Below are 22,159 nucleotides of genomic sequence, written 5' to 3' on the forward strand. Positions count from 1 at the left end.
CCTTGAGTAATTAGATGATCTGGGTAGTTACAATTCCTCTATTCATTAGAATGAATTGACTTTAATATTGATCTCATTTTTACCAGCTTCTAAACGAAGTGATCCAAATGATGTATTGACTGTTTTTCCGTTTAGAGTGACAATATCTTCTGATGATAAATTCAACTTAAACTCGCCTACCATATTTGCAGGTAATTCGATAGTAAATTTTTTCACTCTATTACTCACTTTAGTGTAAGTACCTTTTATTTGTCCTTTTACAGTGGGAACTTCTATAGAACAATTTTTTAGCGTACTCATTTGAGGATTAATCTCTACCATTTCAAAACCTGGCTTTGTAGGTTTAATTCCCCACATTTCTTTCGGGATGATATTGGCAGGAGCAGCACCCCAAGCGTGATTCCAATCAGAATTGGTCTTGTATTTCATGTCCCATGCTTCTAAGGTAATAGTAGAACCAATCTTGATCATGTTGTACCAACTACGATCGCTTGTTCCCGTCATTAACGACAACGCATAATCTTCTTCTCCAGCAGCATACAATGCTTCTAATAAATACTGTGCACCGTATACACTACAAGATAGTCCTCTAGACTTTACATGTGCCACAACAGATTGTTTTCTATTTTCTGGTACTACATCAAATGCTAACAAGAACATATTGGCATGTAAAGATCCGTGGTCTGTACCCACACCGTCAACATAGTAGCCTCCTTCTTCATTAAACAGTTGCTCATTAATTGATTTTTTCACTTTGATCGCTCTAAATTCAAAATCATAAGCTTCTTCAGATTTACCTAGAATATGTGCAAACTCAGCCATTATCATCATGTTGTGATAATAGAAAGCATTCACTACTGTGTTGATTCTTTTAAATACATAGCCATCGCGTTCTCCTTGCTGCGCTCCTTTCTTACCACCGAAGTTCTTGGCTTTTGGAGGCCAATCGACAATATCTTTTAATCTTCGTGTGGTATCAGGGAAACCTAATTTTAATAAGAAATCTGCATTGTGTGCTTCTGATTTTGTACTCACAAAACCATCTTCCACTTCAAGGTCCATTAATGTTTTTACTTTTAATCTCTCATAAAAACGATGGATTAGTTCTGTATTCCCAGTGTACATGTAATCCTGATACATCATCATCGCTACATGTTGTTGCCATTCTGTTGGCCATGTTGGCTTACTTTCGAAGAAATACTCAATTGTTTTTCTAGCAATCGCATACTCATTATCCATAGAATAATGACTCAATTGATTTAAATAAGCATCTGCCTCATAAGGAATTCTTTCACGATCACCATCAACATAATAACCCGCAAAAGTAGTTGCTTTTATAGAGTATTTACAAAGATCCCATACCTGATTAAGCACTTTGTCTGAACTTGCAAAAGCACTGCTGTTGGCATCAAAATAATTAAAGTAAGCTTGCTGAGTGACCAATTCAGGTCTAAAATTAGCATCCGTTCCTTCTACCTCAACATATCTGAAAGGTAAAAGCACTGGGAATGAATCTGGCAGAGCAACAGCCAATTGGTTGGTATTACGCTCATCGGCCACCAATGGCACTTCGTAATACGTTTGCCCTGGCTTTACCTTAATTTTTAATTCCTGATAACGAATAGTACCACCTGGATTCTGATCAATTCTATCATTCAACAGTTTTTCTCCTAATCGAATGGTAATTTCTTTTTCTTCTTCGACATCATAATTAAAGCTTAATGCGGCAAAAGCATCTTTACCAAAGTCTAGGAAATATCCTCCATCTCCTAATGCTTTCACATTTGTTGGCTTGATATTTTCAATTTGGAAGAAGTTAGAAGATGTTTCGTTTCTTTCTAAATCTCCTGTTTTGAATTCTTGAATTTGCGAATACTCAGAAATTCTATTGGCTTCGTCAAAAATTCTCACTTTCCAGAAGTAAGTTTTATTCGGTGCTAGTGTAGTATCAATTTCTATGTTAGAAGATTGATTGCTTCTTACGTTACCACTGTCCCAAACATCACCTATATTCATTTGTGCTTTTTCTCTTGTTGAAGAAACTAACACTTGATATCCTTTTTGTTTCCTTGCTTCCGCTGGAATCATCCATCCCAATTCAGGTTGACTATCCTTAATAATTGTATGAGAAGGCTCTCTAATCAATTCCACATTTAAACCTGAAGGAACACCTGAATAGACATCACCATAACGTTGTCCTAATTCATCATTTTTAGCACGGAATTCTTCGAGTACTTTTTTGTATTTCGACTTGTTGGCTAAGTTCTTCGTTTCCTTAGGATCCTTTTTTAAGTTATAAAGTTCTTCTATTGATTTATCATTGACATAACGTAAATACTTCCATTCGCTAGTACGTACCCCTTCACTTGGAGGAATATGTTCAAACTCCCATAAATGCTCAATTAAAACCGTGTCTCTAAGAAATGCACTTTTATCTCCATTCACCAATGGCATCAAACTTTTACCCTGCCAAGATTGAGGTGCTTCTGCGTTGGCTAAATCTGCTAAAGTGGCAGAAATATCGATGTTCAACGCCATTTGATCAATATCTTGATGCTCTTTACCTCTTGGGTCATAAATAATTAAAGGTACTCTAACACAGTTGTCGTACATTAACCACTTACCAGAAATCTGACGTTCTCCTAAGAAGAAACCATTGTCTCCCATGAGGATAATCACGGTATTATCAGCCAACCCTTTTTCTTCTAATTTCTTTCTGATTTTAGTAATTTCTTGATCCACCCCATAAATCATTCTGTAATACCCTTTTGTACTGTGTTGGTACTTCTCTGGTGTATCATCTCTCCAATACCATCTTGTTTTATTGAACCCGTCTTTTACAATTTGTGGTAAGGCATCGTAGTATTTATCTTGTGATAGACTTGGCTCAGGCATTTCCATGTCCTGATACAATTTATCTGGCTCATCTTGCCAAAAGTATTGTTTTGGAGCACCATCATGAGCATGTGGCGCACTAAAACATAACGACAATGAAAACGGCTTATCTTCTGGAACATCATCAATAAAGTCTAATGCTTTTTGACCTGTATACCTTGTTAAGTGAACCGTATCACCATCGATAGTTTTATAATAATACCCTCTGTAATCTTTGTATTTATAAGCACGATCATAATCTTCGATTTCATCAAATAAATTCTCCATTCCGGCATATTTCACCCCGAATTTACCAAAGAAACCTGTATAATAGCCTGCATCTTTTAATACTAAAGGATAAGCGTTTTGCATGTATTCATCACGAATATCTCCAGTCTGAAAAGTATATCTATGAGATCTTTCGTGAACACCAGAGAAAATGGAAGAACGACTGGCAGAACAGATAGGTGTTGTTACCATCGCATTGCTAAAATACGTTCCTTGTTCGGCCAACTTATCCATTTCTGGAGTAGTTGCATGAGGGTTACCTGCATAACCCAAAGCATTCCAACGTTGATCATCAGTTAGTATAAAAATGATATTTGGCTGGTCGGTTGTTTGTCCGTAAGTTTTTACCCCTATTAGGCAAGCCCAAAAGGTAATTAAGAGTAATCTAGTTTGATAAAAGTTCGTTTTCATATCGTGTTTAATTCATCTTGTCTTGAATAAAATATCGTCTGCTACTTCTGTTTTCCAAAAACAACATACATCCTTGCATCTTCTGGAACTTCTCCATCGCTGTTGCCTGCCATTACAATGCTTTCTCCTGCTTCAGCTTCTCTTTTATAAATTGACATGCTCACTTTTCCCAACTTAAAACTATCTCCTGTGGGTACATAGTCTTCTTTAATAAATGCAGGTAAAGGCACTCTTTTGTCATGACCAATGTAGATAGTCATAGATTTACCTGCCACAAATTGCAGTTGGTCTCTTGCCCAATATTTGTAATCAGAATTTGGCATTCTAACATATTCAGCTCCATGAAGATATCTAGGTATTGTTGTATAATTATACGGTAAGTCTATGTATGCTTTCTTTCCCCAAAATGCGTTGGTTCTTAATTTTGCTTCTGCGTCTCCTGTGTAACTGAAACTTGTAAATAAATCACTTTTCAATCTTTCTTCTGCTTTATAAGGAGGAATGTATGGTACATGTACCGGTAAAGGTTCTCTTGATGCCACTACATCAAATACTTGAGGCATTTCTAAAGTAAGACCTCCATTTAACGCTACAGGATTAGATTGCAATTCTACTTCTGCAGGTTTGATTCCTTTCATTGAAGCCGTAATTGTTACCTTACCTGCTTTTAACAATGAGCGAACCGCTACCCTGTTTATTCCTGCTTCAACATTTAAATAAAGATGATTGATAGTGTTTTCTAATCCACTATTGTATCCTCCTCTCCATACACCTTCTCCTTCAAAAGTAAAATCTACTTTACCTTTCTCCAATGGACATCTGTTGCCTTCTTTATCTACCACTTCAACATCAATCAAAGCAATATCAGAACCATCCGCTTGCCACCCTTTTGGACCTGTAATTGGTGTTAATTGGATTGCATATGGTTCTCCAGCAGTTATTTTTGTTTGTTCAACTATTTTTTTACCATTAAGGTAAGCTTCTGCCTTAATCGAACCTACTTCCCATTGTACCTTATTAAACTTGTAAACATAGCCATTATCTGGAACAGAATCGACGCCTATCAATTGATCGTTCACATACAATTTCACGGCATCTCCATTAGAGATAACATAGATAGGTTTCTTTACTTTTGATGTATAATTCCAATGCCCTACAATATGTACTTGAGGCTCTGGTCTCCACATGGCTTTACAAGCATAAAAAGCTTCTTTGGGTAGTCTAACTGCATCTACTTCACCACTTGCTCTAGTGACTTCTGTAGGGCAACGTCCACCGTGAGGACCATCTGTAAACACCCAATTGGCACCTCCACTATGGTAAGGTTTTACCCCCATTTTTTTCCACCAATGTTCCGCCTGTCTTACGGCAAACTTTTCAGAGGCCATTACATAAGTGTTCTTCTTAATGTTGGGGTGTGAAAAGTAATTATCATCGGGAGTGAATTTGTCCCAAGATCTTCTCGGCGATTCATCTCTACAATATTCACTTTCGATAATTGGTAAGTTATCCATTTCTCCTTCCCATCCTTCAGTACCAATTTCAATCGTTACATAATCTTTAGAATGATCTTCTAAATCAGCTCGTCTATTACCCATTAATCTTTTACCATTGGGATCATAGGTAGCAATCACCTTCAAAATTTCTTCATAATGTGCTACAGATTCCGACCAGTTACCTCCTTCCCAAATAAAAATAGAAGGGTGGTTTCTGTAGTACACAATCATATCACGGAAAGCGGCAATTCTTATATCCCATGTTTCTCCTTCGTCTTCAGATTCACCTGATACTCCCGGCATTAAGGTAACAAAACCATATTTATCGCCCATATCAATTTCAGCAGGAGATCCCGCACAGTGTCCCCAACGAATAAAGTTACCACCTGCTTCATCCATTAATTGATACGTATGATCTCTTAACCAATCTGGCAATGCAGCACCGAGACCTGCCCAAGTATTGGTCGGTTTTTGTCCCCAACCATGTAATTTTACATACTCACCGTTATTATAAAAACCAGAATCAGGATTAAACTCAAAAGAACGAATTCCTAATGGTGACTCATAGGTATCTACCACTTTTTCTCCTTGTTTGATCACAGATTGTACCTTATACATGTAAGGGTATCTAGTAGACCACAATTCTGGGTTTTCTACTTTTAATTGTTGATGAAGTACTTTCTTTTCACCTTTCAAAATTTCTTCTGAAGAGTGTACAGACGTCACCCACTTTCCGTTATTATCAAAAATATGATTCTCTACTGTAAAGCTTTCTGTTGATGAATTTTCATTTTGAATTTCTGCAGTGACAAAAACATCTGCTGCCTTCTCACTAATATTTTCTGCATACACATAGGTACCTGTTGTTTTTAAATTGTCGTACAAAGGTAAAGTGATGTGTAATGGATTCATGACATGAAGAAATACATTTCTGTAAATTCCACCGTGAGACGGGTGCCAATGTTCGTGGTTCCATACTAATGGAAAGTTATCTCTAAAATGATCTCCTCTATCGTTATTGACTTTCACAGCCAATACATTTTCTCCATCCTTATTAAGGTAAGGAGTTAAATCGTATCCAAAAGGGATAAAGCCTGTTTGATTTTTTCCTAAGAATTTACCGTTTACGTAAACTTCTGCGATCTGACGAACAGATTCAAATTCAATATATACTCGTTTTCCTCTGTCTTTTTCAGGAATCTGGAAATGCTTTCTATACCATACCGTTCCTCTCCATTGATCCGATTCTCCATCGTGTTTTCCTTTACTAAAATTATCAAAGGTATCAATATCATTAAAGGTATGAGGGCAACTGATTGTTTCCCAATCCGAATCGTTATACTCTACTTTCTCTGCATTATTAGGATTGGATTTAATGAACTGCCAATCCAAATTAAAATTATATTTATGACGTGGACTTTCAGTAATTTGACTACGCTTTACATTCGTATTACAAGAAGTCGTAATTAGTGTTATGATTAACATTAAAGGGATATAAAACCCTGTATTTTGTTTAGTAATAAATTTCATATCAAAAAAATGAGAAGTCTGAAATACTTATCTAATCTTACGAACTAAAACTCCCCATTTTTTGGTAAAAAAAAATCCTTAAAGAAAGTAGTATCGTCCAATAGACTGAAAAACAGTACTTACAAAGAGGTTTTTATCAAAGATTGTTGAGGTAATATTTAGTGATCGATTTTATATCAAGAAAAAAAGAAGATTTTACATCAATCAATTTTTAAAAGAGACACTTATGATGCCTTTTAAAATCGATCAAAAACAAAAAAAAGCAGCACCAAGAATACTCTCGGTGCTACTTTTTATGAATAATTATAGATAGTTCTTTCCTTCAATACCTCATTATCTGAGTTCGACAAAAGAAAGTGTTTTTGACAACATCGTAAGCTATACTACTTCCAATTTGATTCTAATCGATTTTTCATTTTTATCAAAAAATAGATCAAGTGGAATTGCTTCAACACCGGGTACCATATTAAATGTCCTGTTCTTTTCAGTTTTTCTAATTTTGATGGGAACATTGGCTGAAATTTTAAGAGTCCCGTTAGGTTTCTTCACCTTAATTTTATTTGCATTGACATGAATTACCTCTTCATTATTTGGTGAAATAATGGGTAAAACAAATGCCGTCTTTTCATTAATATCTTGATTAGTGCTGGCTTTAATGATTAGGTTATCGCTAGTAAATTGATAGTCGACATTAAAATTACCAGCCGTATTGACCACTTTTTGTCTGCTTTCGTTTTTAAGTTGCATCGCCCCTTGTACAGTGATAAGGTAGTCGTCGTTTTTGGTATTGAATGATGCCTCTAAATCAAATAAGTTTGTGTACCATTGATCTCCAGAAAATGTTTCTATCCTGGGAGTTAAAGCAATGTCTTTTCCTGGTGCACTTTGCTGATTTAAAGGTTCCATTTTTTTATACACAGCCAAACTTGCAGCACAAATTAACCCGACTTTATTATGATATAAAGTGGAAAGAGATGCACCCGTAGCCTGTCTTAAATCTTTCTTATGATAATATTCTGCATCGTAAGCTGTAATGGTTGAACGCCATTGCCCTCTAGAAACCAAGACCGTATCTAATTCTTCAAAATATTGAACTCCTTGTGCTGTAGCTCTTGGTAAAGGAGTGGCTACGTCTAAATCTGGTAATTCTTTCCAGTTATCTAGCATAAATGCCAAAGATTTAGCGTGGGTAAACGTATGATGCAAACATGGTTTTATACCATGAGAAACATAATGCATACCACCATGTAACAATCCATTACTGGTGCACCTGTCTAAAAGTTCTGTATTCTTAATTACTGCTGTACCAAATGCTGGGTTTTCGGAAGCCATAACACTAAATGCCGGTTGACAGCCATCGCAAGTACGTGAACCCCAATAGGTCCATTTAAACATTCTTGTTCCCCAACTATTGTCCCATCCGCCATCTGGCATCATAAACTCTAAATGACTATCAAGGGATTTATGGAGAATTTTAATTAATTCTTCGTCTTTTGTTTCGTGAGCATAGAGTACCAAACTATTTAGAGTTTCCTCTACATTGTACCCTAAGTCCACACCTGGTAAACCTTTTACACTCAACTTATGAGCAGATGGTTTGATCTCACCAAATAATAATCTATTTGGGCTTGTAAAATAAGACTTGATATCATTGGCTAAAACCTTACTTTTATTGGTGTATTTTGGCTCATCTAACAATTCACCAATCAGATGTAAAGCATAAATATTTGTCCCTCCATAATTTACATTGGTCGCATCGATTTTAGGAAATTTCTTTAAGATAAAATCTGTGGCTTCTCTTAACCTGTTTTTCCAACGTACAATGGTTTTATCGTCCAATAAATCAGAATGGTGTTTTAACGTTTCTGCTAGAGCAATAGCGCCAAAAACTGTTGTACCGTTCCATGATTTAGGATTTAAATCGTTGGTCCAGCTACCGTCAGGCCTACTCACATTGGCTTCTGCCCATTCAAAAGCATTAATTCCTGCTTGCAAATATTTCTCTTCGCCGGTTTCTTTTGCCATGTAAAACATAGGATAAACGGCATCTTGAAGACGTGCATGAATCACATCACAAGCAGGACATTCCATCAGGCCATGCACTGTAGGATCAGCGGGGTTGTTTACTTGTATGTCAATCATTCCGTCGCACCACTTTTTCAAGAGGTTGAAAGAAAAATCTTTAAAATTCACACCCTCTTTATTTTTACTATGTCCACTTGAACAAGAGGTTAATAATGACCCGAAAGGTAAGCTTAATCCAACTCCTACTAATGTTGAATTAAGTAAAAAATCTCTTCTTTTCACTGTAGTCGCTATTTTTGTATTACAATATTATTAGTTTCTGTTTTAATTTCTCTAATCAAAAAGTTTCAATACACTGTCACACTTCACACAAACTCAATTCATTTGACGATAATTGAATGAGGTTGTCTTCTCTTAAAATCACATTCATTTTAATTGATCATAGCTTATAGAGCTATTCTTCCGAACACTTCTACAACTATATATCTGATTTTTAAAGACAACCTCATTCATTGATTTTTATGTTTTAAAATCACTTATTAGATGATAAATACTGTACTAATTCGTTATAGTATTTTTCAACTATTGTATAAGGATTTTACCTTGATATGTTTTAAGCGATTGCTTGTCTACAACATTTATCAAATAAAAGCCAGAAGAAAATAAGTCCCCTTTTTTAAGATGAACCACCCCTTCCGAAATTTGAGATTGGTAAACAAGTTTTCCTAATTGATTAAATATTAATACATCTGCATTTTCCACTCCTCTAAAATCAATTGTAAAATCTGAATTTGTTGGGTTTGGATATACAGTCATTATTTTTTCTAGTGGTGTTTCTTCGTTAACAAAAGCCTGATTTGTTCTTGCATTTGAACTTGACAAAGACCATTTGATGATTTGCAAACGTTTATCACTTGATACCGCCATTGTGGTAAGCTGGGTACCAGAACTATTGATGATGCTATTTGTGGTAGAAGTAAATTTGTCTGAGAAAGATTTAATTTCGCTCCACTGATTCCATTTTTGTCCGTTAGATGCTGTTGCAAACAGTTTTAAGCTAGAAGATTTTCTAACGATAAGATACAAAGTATTACTACTTCGATCACAGTATAGCTTTGGTCTATCGCCCGTAAATGTGGCTACTAGGTTAGATGACCAATTAAATTTACCATCTGTACCTTTCACTCCGTAATGATGATAATATGCACCATTTATTCTTAAAATAGTATGTACATTCCCATCTCCATCTACTGCTGCACCGTTATGATTGGTTAAGCCAGAATTTTGAGGAATTGTAGCTACTTTTAATCCATTGCTATTTACATTCATAGGCATGGATAAATACTCACCTTTAGCGTTTTTCCATGAAACACCATCATTTCCGGAATAAGCATACATTAAATCATGGTTTGTATCCGCATTTGGTGTTTCTCTCCAAACCCAAGTCAGGTGAATTTTTCCTGAATGGAATTGTACATCATTAAAATAAGCACAACGACTGTTACTTCCGTTGTACGTTCCGATATTACCATCGATAATTTCAAATGGCTTACTCCATGTGGCATCATTATTATATTTTACCATATAAGTATCGCCATTGCCACTACCACCTTTTCGGTACATAAAGAACAGATTCTGATTTCTTCCGACAAAAAATCGAGGATAAGTCACGTCTTTAATGGTGGTCTTATTAGCTTCTAAATACTTACGAACAGAACTAAATCTGCTTGCGGTAAATTGAGCATTACTAATTGTTGCCGTATTTGCCCACGAAAGCATATACCTTAGATCACGTTTATGATGATCAAAAGAAAGGTGTATACGTTTATCTATTGGAGAAATGATAATGTTGGGCGTATTGTGACTATCCCAAACTCCATTTCTTTGTTCGTACCTGTGGTTCAATTGAATGGTTTTCCATCCACCATCACCATAATTATCACTTCTAGATATACACAAATATCTATCAGAATTATAGTAGACCATGTAGACAAAGTTCTCAAAAATTGCAATTGAGTTTTGTTGTGTTGCTGTTGCAATAACAGGATTCGTTTTCCAACAATTTGTTACAACTGTTGATTTCGTGTAGCTGGCTGACTGCGAAAATGCGGTCAATGAGATAAATAGTAAAAGTAATTGTAAACTGAATTTTTTCATTTCAATGTAATGTCTAGTTATTTACTGGCGTAATAATTCAAAGTGTGAATCAAAAAAGGAAAAACAGATATTTGTAATTCATTTCTCTATCACATTAATACAGTTCATTCATAAAAATCAATGATGGTAAGAACTAAATATAAATTCGTAGTAACAACCCTTACGATATCATTTAGACAGATTCACCTTTAGTTTGGACTATTTTACATTATAGATAAACGTGAGATCTCTTTAGTAGAGTGATTATTTGTGTTTTTCATTTTTTGATGCAAACTCAAGTTCATATTTAAAGTAAACTGCAAGTCTATTAAATCATTTTTCTTTTGGTGTTCACAAGTCATCTCATTTGATTTTCTTTTATTTTTGAACTATTGCACCTGCGATTTGGATTATTTTTTCTTTTTAAAATTCCATCTTGCTTTTAAAGTTTGGATCGTTTATTTCTATAGAATAAATAGAACTAAACGGAACACCATTTTTTGATTTTCAACCAGATTAAACTTTACTATTAATGAAACGTATGAATTTATTTTTGTCTGTCCCTAAGTTATTCTTCTCCATACTAATACTTTTAACCGCTTTTATGTGGTCTTGTTCTCAGGATGACACTATAGAAGAAATGGAAGAAATAGTTGTTCCAGAGGATACAGAAGATCCAGATGGTGATAATAAAGAAGAAGAAGAAGAGGAGGAAGAGGAAGAAGAAGAGCCTACTGGTCCTGAAATAATTATTTCTGATGAAATTACAGGCAGTTATACTACTTGTAATGACGATGGACAAAATACAGAAAGGGTAACAGATATTCCTAATTCTGTTAATGTTGGAACTGCAGATGATAGAAGTTGTTATGCCAACTATTATGAAACAACAATAAATGGTAAAATATGGGGTTCGTATAACATTACTCACGAATCTAACAATATTGACAAAAGTAGTCTTCAACCTAGAATTGAAAGGTCTCTAGCTAGAGCTACATCTACAGAGGTAGGTAGCTATGTTCATTTTACTGGTACAGTAAGGATCTTAGAAACAGGTGATGCTGCTGGTGAAGGCAGTGATGGTACTTACATTATGCAAGCAAAAGGTAAACACACAGGAGGTGGAGGTTCTCCTGACCCAGCAATCTGTCTTTATTTAGCTAAACCAGTGTATGGTGATACAGAAGAAACAAAAGACACTCAGGTTTCCTTTGATCTTTACAGAGAACAAATCAATTACAGAGGAGGTTCTGGAGCTGAAGGTAGAGATATTATTTATCTTACTAACATTCCTAAAGGACAGAGTACTCATATAGAGTTAAAAGTTGGGTTTAGAGCAGATCCGAATGATGCTTCTAAAAAAATACATTATGCTGATGCTATAGTTGGCGAAGAAGTATTTAATTGGGATATTCCTGAGCCAGAAAGAGGTACACAATCTGGTGTTAGATATGGTGCTTATCGTGTAAAAGGTGGAAGAGCACAAATTAGATGGGCAGATACTACTTACGAAAAAGTAGAAAAATAATTTAGTGTTGATTTGATGTGTGGATATAAAAAAGGATGAAGTTGGTACTTCATCCAACTTTTCTCATTGTGATTATAAGCAGCATCAAATATTACTTTATATTTAAAATAGAACCCTTACTACTTTAGTTAAGAAAGTGGTAAGGGTTTTATTTTGTACTAACATTAAGTAGTTGGGAAATATAAATCTAGAATAATTATAATTAGATAAATCAAGATCGAAGATGACCTCCATTTTGATCAATTTATGACAGCAAAATAGCTTATAAGATCAATTCCAAAGTACCTTCATTCCCATGTAAAGCATTGGAGTATCTTGATAGAAGTCGTATTGTGGTTCAAATAATAGGTTTATTTTAGTCAAACCATCAGTACCAGCAGAAAATATTTTCCCGAAACCAAATCCAACTGGTACTTCATTCTTATCGCTGTTATTAAAATCAAATAACATTCTTGGATGAGATCTTAAATACCAGTTATGTTTAAGGTTTTTATATAAGCCGGGCTGAAATTCCATTGTGAAAATTTCGTCTCCACCTTGTAATGTTGTTAATGTAATTACCTTCCAACCGCCTAGTAACTTACTCACTGAAACAAAGTTGACGCCACCTGCCCAACCTACATTGTGAAAATTACTTGCAATGACACCAAAACCATATTTGTGTTTTTCATTTTTAGAGTTGAATAAACGAGAAACCATAAAATTACCCCCTTTAAATTCATTTTTACTGTCATAATTGAATTGTTCTTCAACTGTCAATCTAAAAAACCATTTATCATATATCGTTAAATTGGCTAAAAATTGAGTTTTTGAATATTCATCACCATATGCTCTATTAAATAACGCACCTGTTGGGCTTGGATCTATTGGGTCATTTGCGTCTTGAGCACGCACATAAAACGTACTAATCAACAAAATGGCCATTATAAGAATCGTATTTTTCATGTCTATTAATTTAAGTTCTATACAATTGATTGTTATGCCAAATGGATTGAAGAGAAGATAGGTTCACACTTTTTGATAATAGGATAATGTATTCCTAAGTACTATAAAAAAAGAAGTTGTCTCCTACCTTACTCCTACTAATTTATAGTATTGTGTAGATGATTTATGAGACAACTTCTTAAATATTGGCATTTATAAAAACTACTATTTTATTTCAGTAACGTTCCAAGTAGCTGGTTTTTGAATTTGAGGAAACTCCTTAAAGGTCTCCTTAAACTCCATAATATAACTCCCTGCCCATCCGAATAAGAAAGGGTGTTGAACATACCAATCATGGTAAGCATTTGTTTCTCTTGCTTTTTCAAATGGATCCATTCTTAAATCATATAAGAATGGTGCTTTTAGATGCTCTAGTTTATATACCCAAACATCTTGTCCTACAGCTTTTTGTTCCATATACATGGCTTTCCATCTGTCAGCAAAGCGAATGGCAGAAATTTCACCTCCATCAGTACCATAGATATAATATTCTCTAGGTTTTTTCTCTGTTTTACCAGACCATAAAGGAAGCATATTGTATCCATCTAAGTGATTTTTGAACGTTTTATCATTCACTTTAAAATCTCCTGACTTTAATTTTTCTGTAATTTTTTCATCTCCAGCTGCTGCCATTAATGTAGGGACCCAATCTAGATGTGAAGTGACTTCGTTAATTATAGTACCGGCTTCAACTCCATACCTTTCTGGGAATCTAGCCATACAAGGCACTCTAAAACCACCTTCATAATTAGTTGTTTTTTCGCCATGGAACCAAGTTACTCCCGCATCAGGCCATGTAGCTTGATGTACACCATTATCGGTAGTAAAGATTACAATTGTATTTTCATCTACCCCTAACTCTTCTAGTTTTGTAAGGAAAGCCCCAACAATGTCATCTAAACGAATCATACCATCAGCGTATTTGTTCAATCCAGAAATACCGTCATATTTATCATCAATATGCGTAAAGAAGTGCATACCTGTAGTGTTCATCCAAGTAAACCAAGGTGTCCCCTCTTTTGTCTTTCTTTCCATAAAATCAAAAGCAGCAGCCTTAAATTCTTGGTCAACAGTTTCCATTCGCTTTTTAGTTAATGGACCAGTATCTTTTATTCTTCCGTCGGCAGATGCTTTAATAACACCTCTAGGCCTAGCAACACGACCATTAGCATCATTTTCTGGCCAATCTTCATGCTCTGGTTCTTCCTCGGCATTTAAGTGATAAAGATTTCCAAAAAACTCATCAAAACCGTGGTTAGTTGGTAAGTATTGGTCTTGGTCTCCAAAGTGATTTTTACCAAATTGACCTGTTGCATATCCTTGTGATTTTAACATTTCTCCAAGTGTTACTGTTCCATCATGAATACCTACAGGTGCACCTGGCAACCCCACTTTAGATAACCCTGTTCTTATGATGTGTTGACCAGTTATAAAAGCTGCTCGACCGGCTGTACAACTTTGCTCACCGTAATAATCAGTAAACATTACACCTTGTCTTGCAATTTTATCAATATTGGGTGTTTGATACCCCATCATACCATGACCATATACACTAAGATTAGGTATACCGATGTCATCTCCCATAATCACCAAAATGTTTGGTTTCTTGTTTTTCTGTGCATTAACAGTGACAGTAAACAAAAGTGCGATCAAAATTGAGCTAAATGTCTTCATAGAATCAGATTTTTAAGTTTTTACATTACAAAAGTAGGTAGATGGGGTACCTCTTTTGTTAGACAAAAACCTATTTGGGAGTAATAAGTAATTTACCTAGATAGACTGAAGACATAAAAAAAGATGCTATTAGGAGTAAATAAGTGACTACTCCACTTTAAAAACTAGTATTGATATTCCACAAGAACATGCTTCCCGCAATTTCTAGTATTAAGCCTAACACAGCACTCAGAAATACAACATTGAGTGAGTGTTTTCAAATAAAGTATACTCATATTCACGTCATCTATAACGTCTTTATCAAAGGATAATTGATGTGTAATAGCTTGTGAATTAAAAAAAATAATAGGTATTTGCGGGAGTGTTTAAAGCTAAATTATTATTGTAAAAAATCTATCAAAATGAAACTTCAAAAATTAGCTATTCTGACTATTTTCTTGGCGTTAATGATTACAGTCAACGTCTTTGCTCAACAAACAAATCATACATTATACTATGAAACAAAATACATGGCTAATGAGACCAAAAAGGAAACACCTTACATGAGAAAATTCCAATTGGAAGGTGATACCGTAACCGCTCTTTTGATCAAAAACCATGTATTACATAGTAAGTCTATCGTATACCCCTTTAAGAAAATTAAAAAAGCGGTAGATTTTTACCGTAATCCCTCAAAAGAGAAGTATGCTGATAAATCTTATGATTATATCAGATATTATAATGATAATAAGATTGTTGAAAATGGTTCTTTTGTAAAAGGTAAAAAGAAGGTTGCTCAAATTACTATGGAAGGAAAAGAAGTGTTGTCGAATGGATCTGGAATACTTGATTATATAAACAAAAGTGATCAAACAAAATATCATACAATCTACAAGAACAATATTCCATTAAGCAAAGAAACCATTTTGACTTCTGGAGATACATTAATGTGGATCAAAAACCCTGATCAGTCTTCTAGAGCTATGCATGAAGGCGGGTTAAGAACTTTTTATGAAAAGGTGCAAGAGGAAGTGAAACATAGTGATTTTGTGATTAAAAAAACTACAAAAGTTTACTTGACATTTATCGTTGATAGAAATGGTAAAGTTAAAAAAGACCCAAGACATGAATACACAGATGTTGAATTATACATTTATAATAAAGTCGTTCGTGTTAGTCATTGGAAACCACAAATGCTCAATAACCACGCTTATGCGTCATCTATGATATTACCAATTACGTTTATTGAGTAAACTAATCAGTAACTATTTTAGCATTCTACTAAATCCTGATCATGATGAAAAGCCTTGGTCAGGATTATTTTTCTATATGTAAATATTAGAGTGTTGTGATAAGTTACAAACTTTCAGAATGCTGGAGTTCATAGAAACGCTGACACTTACACAACAAACAGTTTAGCCCAAATTAAAAAGGAAATATCTTCTCCTTTATCTTAAAATGAAACAGATTATTGTCTCTCTAACTTGAATATAAATACCGCATTATCATTCACTTCAAAGTCAGAAGACTTCGTTAATGTGTCTTTACAAGAGCTGTCTTTTACCTTTACACTTACGATATAGCAGATATTTAAAATAAAACCTTTGCTTCAACTTTGAAAATAATTAAGTTTGCAGCCGAAATTCAGGCAGCAGCTTGTTTGAGAGTTGAAGGCTAGACTATAATTTTTATAATGCGATTATAGTCAATTAGAAATATAAAGAAATTTACTTTGCGAGTAGAAATAGAAAATCCTAGAGTCAAATGTTATAAATGTATGAGGCCATCTGCTTCATGTAGTTGTAAATACACTAATCCTATACAAACAAATACTCGTTTTGTCATTCTTATGCATCCTATGGAATATAAGAAAGAAAAAAACGGAACAGGGGTTATGACAAACCTTCAACTTGAACATTCTGAAATTATCGTTGATGTTGATTTTACGAATAACAAACGCGTTAATGAAATACTAACCAATGAAGCAAGTAGCTCTTTTTTACTTTATCCAGGAAAAGAAAACTTCAACTTATCAGAAAGAAATAGCACTGAAATGAATCACTTTCTAGGCGATTCTCCACATCTATTTATACTCGACGGGACATGGCCTTGTGCTCGTAAGATGCTAAGACTTAGTAAGAATCTCCAATCATTACAAAGGGTAAGTTTTGATAATAAAATAAAATCAAAGTTCATTCTTAAGCAGCAACCAGAGTCTCTTTGCCTTAGTACAATTGAGTCGGTTTATACTGTAATAAATTTACTCAAGAAAGGAGAGGTAGAGCAATGTGATACAAATGATTTCCTCCTTCCATTCGAAAAAATGATTGAATATCAAGTCAAATGTATTCTTGATCCCACTAATAATCAATATCGCCCAAGTCATAAAAAAGGGAAAATTAAAGCGAAAAATATATATAAGAAGAACTCACAAAGAAGTATTATCTTCGAGAAGTGATGAGGTTTCAGAAATCAAATAAATACATGATTCAAATACTCTCCTACTCCGTTAGAAAATCCAAATCTTAAATAAGGAGCAAAGTGCTCTTTGAAAAACCAATGGGAAGAAAATGTAATACATTGGCCTAGACCTATGAACGCATCATTAATATTGGTATAACTAGCAGAATTCCATGCCTTTAACGAGGTTTTCTTAAAGTATCTTTCATCAAAAGTAGGAACACCTCTTGATTTTCTTGTCGATACATCCATAATAACGTAAAAAAGGAAATCATTCTTAAATGTAATAAATGCAACAAGTAATAAGCTTCAGTTGACAATACTTTAACCACCACATACATTACTATTGATGTTGAGGAAGGAAAAACAGATTTAGCGGCTTGGTTTACTACAAAAGAAGGTAAAAAAACAATGCGTTTTATTTGTATGTCTAAGGTTAATGGGGAAATGTGATGTAAATATAATATCATCAGTCCATTTTTTAGAGAGTGGACTGATGATGAATTCAAATGTATTAATAGAATTTTTCTAAATTTTACCTAACATTTCATCTTTTAAGTTGTCGTCAATAGGTTTATTTCCTAACCAAATTGAAAATAGTGCTTTCTGAAATTTTTTACCATCTATAACAATCAACTCTTTGTTATTTTTAAAAATTTTACAAACAGAGTCTTCTGCTACAAATTGAAATTTATCTCCTAACACCACCTCGTCTTTAATAACACTAAGGAACATATCGATTTCATGATCAATATCTGAAGACTCTCTAAAATATTCTAAACCTTCTTTTACTGATTCTTTAAATTGTTCTTTTGTGATTAAACTAGAAATAATATCAACTTGTACAATTTTATGATCGATATTATACAATACTTCATTCGGGTTGGATGATTTGTCTTGTAAATACAAACTACTTACATACACTGGGAATAAGTATTTAGTTCTGACGCCTGCTCCATTTAGTTCCATTTTTCGACCTTCAATATTAATGTATTGTTGTAAGGTGATATTTGAAACTTTGGTGGTTTGACCTAGGGAAAGAAAAGAACTAAATAGAGTAAAAATAAATAGAAATTTTGTTTTCATTGTAATATTAATAGGTTATTATTATCCAAATATTTATTTATATAGTGCAATATTATACAATGAATCATTGTGTGTAATATTTTTTAATACAATGTTTGTTAACATTCATAAACTACGTTAAAATGAAATTATGTACGACGATTTTCATTTACGAACATCAATTAGTAATCTCTCTCAGTTGTTGGTAGAATTGTCCGATAGTCTTCCACGAGTTATTCTTTATATGAGTTAGTTTGGAACTCATAAAATTGGCTAAAATAGTCTCAAATACCGTCCATATAATACAATCCAACTTTCTCCATTCTATTACTTATTATATTCGATTTCAATCAGATTTTTTAATCACATACAAACAAACCGTCATGAAATACTTCTCTTTTATATTACTATCATTTTGTTTTTGTTCATCGGTGTTCTCTCAACACAAACAATCTTTATTCAATGGTGAGAACTTTGAAGGGTGGTATGCTTTTGAACCTAAAAGCGGCATACATTCCAACCCTGCCGATTTATTTATTATTGAAGACGAGGTGATAAGATTCCATGGAAAAAAAATAGCATACCTCATGACGGATAAAAGCTATGAAAACTTTGAGCTAAGCCTAGAATACCGATGGAATACAGACAGCACTTTTATAAAAAGAAGTAAAAATAAAAATAGTGGAGTGATGTACCTTATTTCTCCACTGATTCAAGATAAAATATGGCCAAAGGGAATACAGTTTCAAGTAAAGGAAGGGAATACTGGAGACATTATTTTAATTGATGGATATTCTTTAGACGTTGAAGATGCAAAACAAGCTGGAAAGAATATTATTGCAACTCGATATAAAGATAGTTCTAATGCAACCGGAGATTGGAATACTATTACTATCCGTTCTAGAAAGGGTGAAATTATTCAAAAACTAAATGGTAAAGTCATCAATAAAGGAAAAAATCCTGAAACTCAGAAAGGCAAAATTCTTTTACAATATGAAGGATATCCAATTGATTTTAGAAACATAACGATTACAACTTTTTAAAACCACTAGCATATTCTTCTACTACCTTAGGCATTTAATATAGCCATTTGATTAGATTCTTAATTTGGAATATCTATAGAAATAAACAAACCCTTATTGTATTATAAACTGCAATAAGGGTTTGAAATTATTTCCAAGTCAAATTCATTTATTCAACTCCTTAATTCAAACTAAAAACCTTAATGCCTTTTCTTTCTTTATTCGCGTAGACTACTCGATCACCATAAGACAAACTGTGTCCATCGCCGATATAAAGTGTTGTTTCTTTATCTCCATTGTTCTTTTCTACAACTCTTACAATTCCGTATCTTCCTTTAAAATAAATACCAAGTGAAGGGTTATTGTATTCAAAATTAGAACCGTCGGTACATAAAATAAAATCTGTTACTGTGTCCCCATGTACTTTTGATTTTACTTCTACACCAACAATTGATTGCCCGTTTTCTAAGGGAGTTACACTTTGAATACTCGATTTTTTTGATGCACTTGGTTCAAAAACTGAAATAAAAGGTCGGTCCCATGCTTCTCCTTGCTGTCTGATGACCAACACTTGTGTTTTCTTATCAAGATACTCTTCATTGATATCTCTACTTGCTGGTGCTAAAGCAGTGGTATATTCCCTCGTCACCCCAGATGGTAAAAACTGATGCATGTATTTTTTATCCTTTAATAAATCATACCTTACTGTTACAGCTTTATCTATTGGTGCAGATGAGTTGGTGTTTTCAAAAAATTTCCAACCTGGGGAATGAACTTGATCTCCGATATCATTATCATATTTATCAGTAGGTGATGTAGGAATTTTCTTTTCATTATCATTCATCACAGTCATTTTATCTCCTAAATTATGATAGATGTAATCATGAAATTTATTCTCATCCAAAGATTTTGATCTGAATAAATCAAAGTAATAGGCTGTTTCAGGGCTTGTACGAATTGTACTTAAAGTTCGTTCCTGAATGGCATTGTTCACTTCATCCTCTAAATGTTGAGTAGCAAAGCTAAAATTAGTACTTATAGGATCATCCAAATGAGAAGGTTCTGCAGCAATATTTACAGTTCTATTTTGCCACACATTGGCTTTACCTTTCCAAGACCCTTCATCTAAACCATGTGACGAACCATTAACTACAACCGTATTATTTCCTGCGTATAATCTAAAATAATGCTCATGAAGAGGTATTCTACGTTGTGCCACACTTGTAGGTAAACCGGCTTGTGGTGCCATCACATAACCTTCTCCATAAAGCTCCATGGAAATACCGGTTACGTGTGAATGTACATAATGTGCTCCTCCAATTACTCCGCATAAGCCAAATTCCTCGTTATTTTTTTTTACATAATTTCTTTGAAGAACCACACCTGCATGCTCAATCACTACAGTAGGTTTTTGAAAATCGATGGTAGTTTCTATCTGCTTAGGAACATCAATTCCCCACAATAGTTTTGTAAATGATGTGTAGTAACCAAACGTAGCTATTTCAACATTTGTAGAAAAGCCTCCCTGTTGGTTGTACTTTTGTCTGAGCGCTACCTTTGCTTTTTGTTCATAGGTGGTCAAATTTCTTCTTTCAGCTAGGTTTAAAGTATATCTATATAACGCTTCTGTTCCGTCATTTTTTCTATGAGTATCTCCATAACTCACAAATCTTCCGTCGGGTAATCTTAGGTTATCAAATAAGAAATTACCATCAAGAATATATTTATAATCTTTGTATACATTCATTTCTGGCTTAATTCGATCTATGATATTGAGAATCATGGTTACGTTAGCCATAAAGCTATAACTGGTAGATTCAGGCCATATTCCTTGTGCCCCAAACATGGGTAAAATCGTATTTTTAAAAGAGTTTTGATGACTTGTCCCTTTTTCCCAAAATACATTAAAAAGGTGATCTCTTTCTTTATCATCTTCCACGCAAAGTATTAAAAATAGGGCCCCTGGGGCTGTTAATACTGGGTGATTAGAAATTGATTTACCATGGTGATCAGGTCTTCCATATTGTTGTAAAACATTGTCTGTCATATTCAGTATGGCTTTTTGCATTACCTTATCATCATAGTCTTCAAACTTATCACATTTATGATTAACTACTACTCTTTTCGATGCTTTTAACCAAGGCTGAATAAAATCATAGGCAATGGCTATTTGACCATAAGAAGTCCTCGCATCATAAAATGGATAACCACAAATTGATGTTGTTTGTGGAGTTCTTGTAGCCAACTCACTACCATAATGCCAAATAATATCCGCAGCAAGTTGAGCGTATTCCTCTTTTCCTGATAAATAATAGAGCAATCCTGCATTCGCTGCTAGACCGGTCACTTTACCATGTTGATGCACTGTGGTGACACTTAATTCTGGTATATTATCATCTTCTGCTAAAGGGGGAATTTTCTTTAAAATTCTATCCGGATATTTCTCATGTATACGGACTTTACCATCCACCACCTTGTACACATTATCTACTAATTCTTGTGCCCAATCGTAAGTTGCTGCCTTGTTTAATATTTCCTCTTTTTCCTCTTCTGTAATCCATATTGTTGGATGCTGAAGTGATTGTGCATTAGATATAATAGCAATACTAAAAAATAGTACAAATAGAAATAGCTTTCTATCACTTAATATTTTCCAATTGAAGATGGTATAGCTCATTTATTATATT

At 34.1% G+C, this 22,159-nt stretch carries 13 protein-coding genes; 4 read left to right on the forward strand and 9 right to left on the reverse strand.

The features are described from left to right. Window positions 1–45 precede the first annotated feature (45 nt). From NH26_RS23220 to NH26_RS23235, 4 genes are all read right to left on the reverse strand, one after another. Window positions 46–3,573, reverse strand: a complete 3,528-nt coding sequence (locus NH26_RS23220; RefSeq protein ID WP_052431676.1) for an alpha-L-rhamnosidase-related protein — start codon at window positions 3,571–3,573, stop codon at window positions 46–48. 41 nt (window positions 3,574–3,614) lie between these two features. Next, window positions 3,615–6,599, reverse strand: coding sequence for a glycoside hydrolase family 2 protein (locus NH26_RS23225; protein WP_052431677.1), 2,985 nt, complete (start codon window positions 6,597–6,599; stop codon window positions 3,615–3,617). A 378-nt stretch (window positions 6,600–6,977) separates the two neighbouring features. Further along, the gene (locus NH26_RS23230) at window positions 6,978–8,906 is read right to left on the reverse strand and encodes a hypothetical protein (protein WP_044216971.1); all 1,929 of its coding nucleotides are present in this window, start codon (window positions 8,904–8,906) and stop codon (window positions 6,978–6,980) included. Between the two features lie 300 nt (window positions 8,907–9,206). Beyond that, window positions 9,207–10,781: a BNR-4 repeat-containing protein gene (locus NH26_RS23235; protein WP_044216974.1), complete on the reverse strand. Its 1,575-nt coding sequence runs from the start codon at window positions 10,779–10,781 to the stop codon at window positions 9,207–9,209. Window positions 10,782–11,292: 511 nt separating this feature from the next. On the opposite strand from NH26_RS23235, the gene NH26_RS23240 reads away from it, so the two are divergent. Beyond that, on the forward strand, window positions 11,293–12,288 hold the full coding sequence (locus NH26_RS23240) for a hypothetical protein (RefSeq protein WP_139263269.1): 996 nt from the start codon (window positions 11,293–11,295) through the stop codon (window positions 12,286–12,288). 270 nt (window positions 12,289–12,558) lie between these two features. Here NH26_RS23240 and NH26_RS23245 read toward each other — a convergent pair whose 3' ends face one another. Beyond that, window positions 12,559–13,233: a hypothetical protein gene (locus tag NH26_RS23245; RefSeq protein WP_044216978.1), complete on the reverse strand. Its 675-nt coding sequence runs from the start codon at window positions 13,231–13,233 to the stop codon at window positions 12,559–12,561. A 204-nt stretch (window positions 13,234–13,437) separates the two neighbouring features. Further along, window positions 13,438–14,946 carry an arylsulfatase gene (locus NH26_RS23250; protein ID WP_044216980.1) on the reverse strand — a complete coding sequence of 503 codons (1,509 nt, stop codon included), beginning with the start codon at window positions 14,944–14,946 and terminating at the stop codon, window positions 13,438–13,440. A 401-nt stretch (window positions 14,947–15,347) separates the two neighbouring features. On the opposite strand from NH26_RS23250, the gene NH26_RS23255 reads away from it, so the two are divergent. Continuing rightward, window positions 15,348–16,178 (forward strand): hypothetical protein, encoded by an 831-nt coding sequence (locus tag NH26_RS23255; protein WP_044216982.1) that lies wholly within the window; start codon window positions 15,348–15,350, stop codon window positions 16,176–16,178. 479 nt (window positions 16,179–16,657) lie between these two features. After that, window positions 16,658–17,383, forward strand: a complete 726-nt coding sequence (locus NH26_RS23260; RefSeq protein WP_262494316.1) for a tRNA-uridine aminocarboxypropyltransferase — start codon at window positions 16,658–16,660, stop codon at window positions 17,381–17,383. Window positions 17,384–17,397: 14 nt separating this feature from the next. Here NH26_RS23260 and NH26_RS23265 read toward each other — a convergent pair whose 3' ends face one another. Together NH26_RS23265 and NH26_RS23270 are read right to left on the reverse strand one after the other, a co-directional pair. After that, complete coding sequence (locus NH26_RS23265) at window positions 17,398–17,637, reverse strand: hypothetical protein (RefSeq protein ID WP_044216986.1); 240 nt, start codon at window positions 17,635–17,637, stop codon at window positions 17,398–17,400. 276 nt (window positions 17,638–17,913) lie between these two features. After that, window positions 17,914–18,471 (reverse strand): chalcone isomerase family protein, encoded by a 558-nt coding sequence (locus NH26_RS23270; RefSeq protein WP_044216988.1) that lies wholly within the window; start codon window positions 18,469–18,471, stop codon window positions 17,914–17,916. Between the two features lie 362 nt (window positions 18,472–18,833). Here NH26_RS23270 and NH26_RS23275 point away from each other — a divergent pair, with 362 nt between their 5' ends. Next, window positions 18,834–19,493, forward strand: coding sequence for a 3-keto-disaccharide hydrolase (locus NH26_RS23275; protein WP_084812352.1), 660 nt, complete (start codon window positions 18,834–18,836; stop codon window positions 19,491–19,493). Window positions 19,494–19,653: 160 nt separating this feature from the next. Here NH26_RS23275 and NH26_RS23280 read toward each other — a convergent pair whose 3' ends face one another. Continuing rightward, window positions 19,654–22,149: a hypothetical protein gene (locus tag NH26_RS23280; protein WP_044216991.1), complete on the reverse strand. Its 2,496-nt coding sequence runs from the start codon at window positions 22,147–22,149 to the stop codon at window positions 19,654–19,656. Window positions 22,150–22,159: the final 10 nt, after the last annotated feature.

Source organism: Flammeovirga pacifica (genome assembly GCF_000807855.2).
Lineage (GTDB): Bacteria > Bacteroidota > Bacteroidia > Cytophagales > Flammeovirgaceae > Flammeovirga > Flammeovirga pacifica.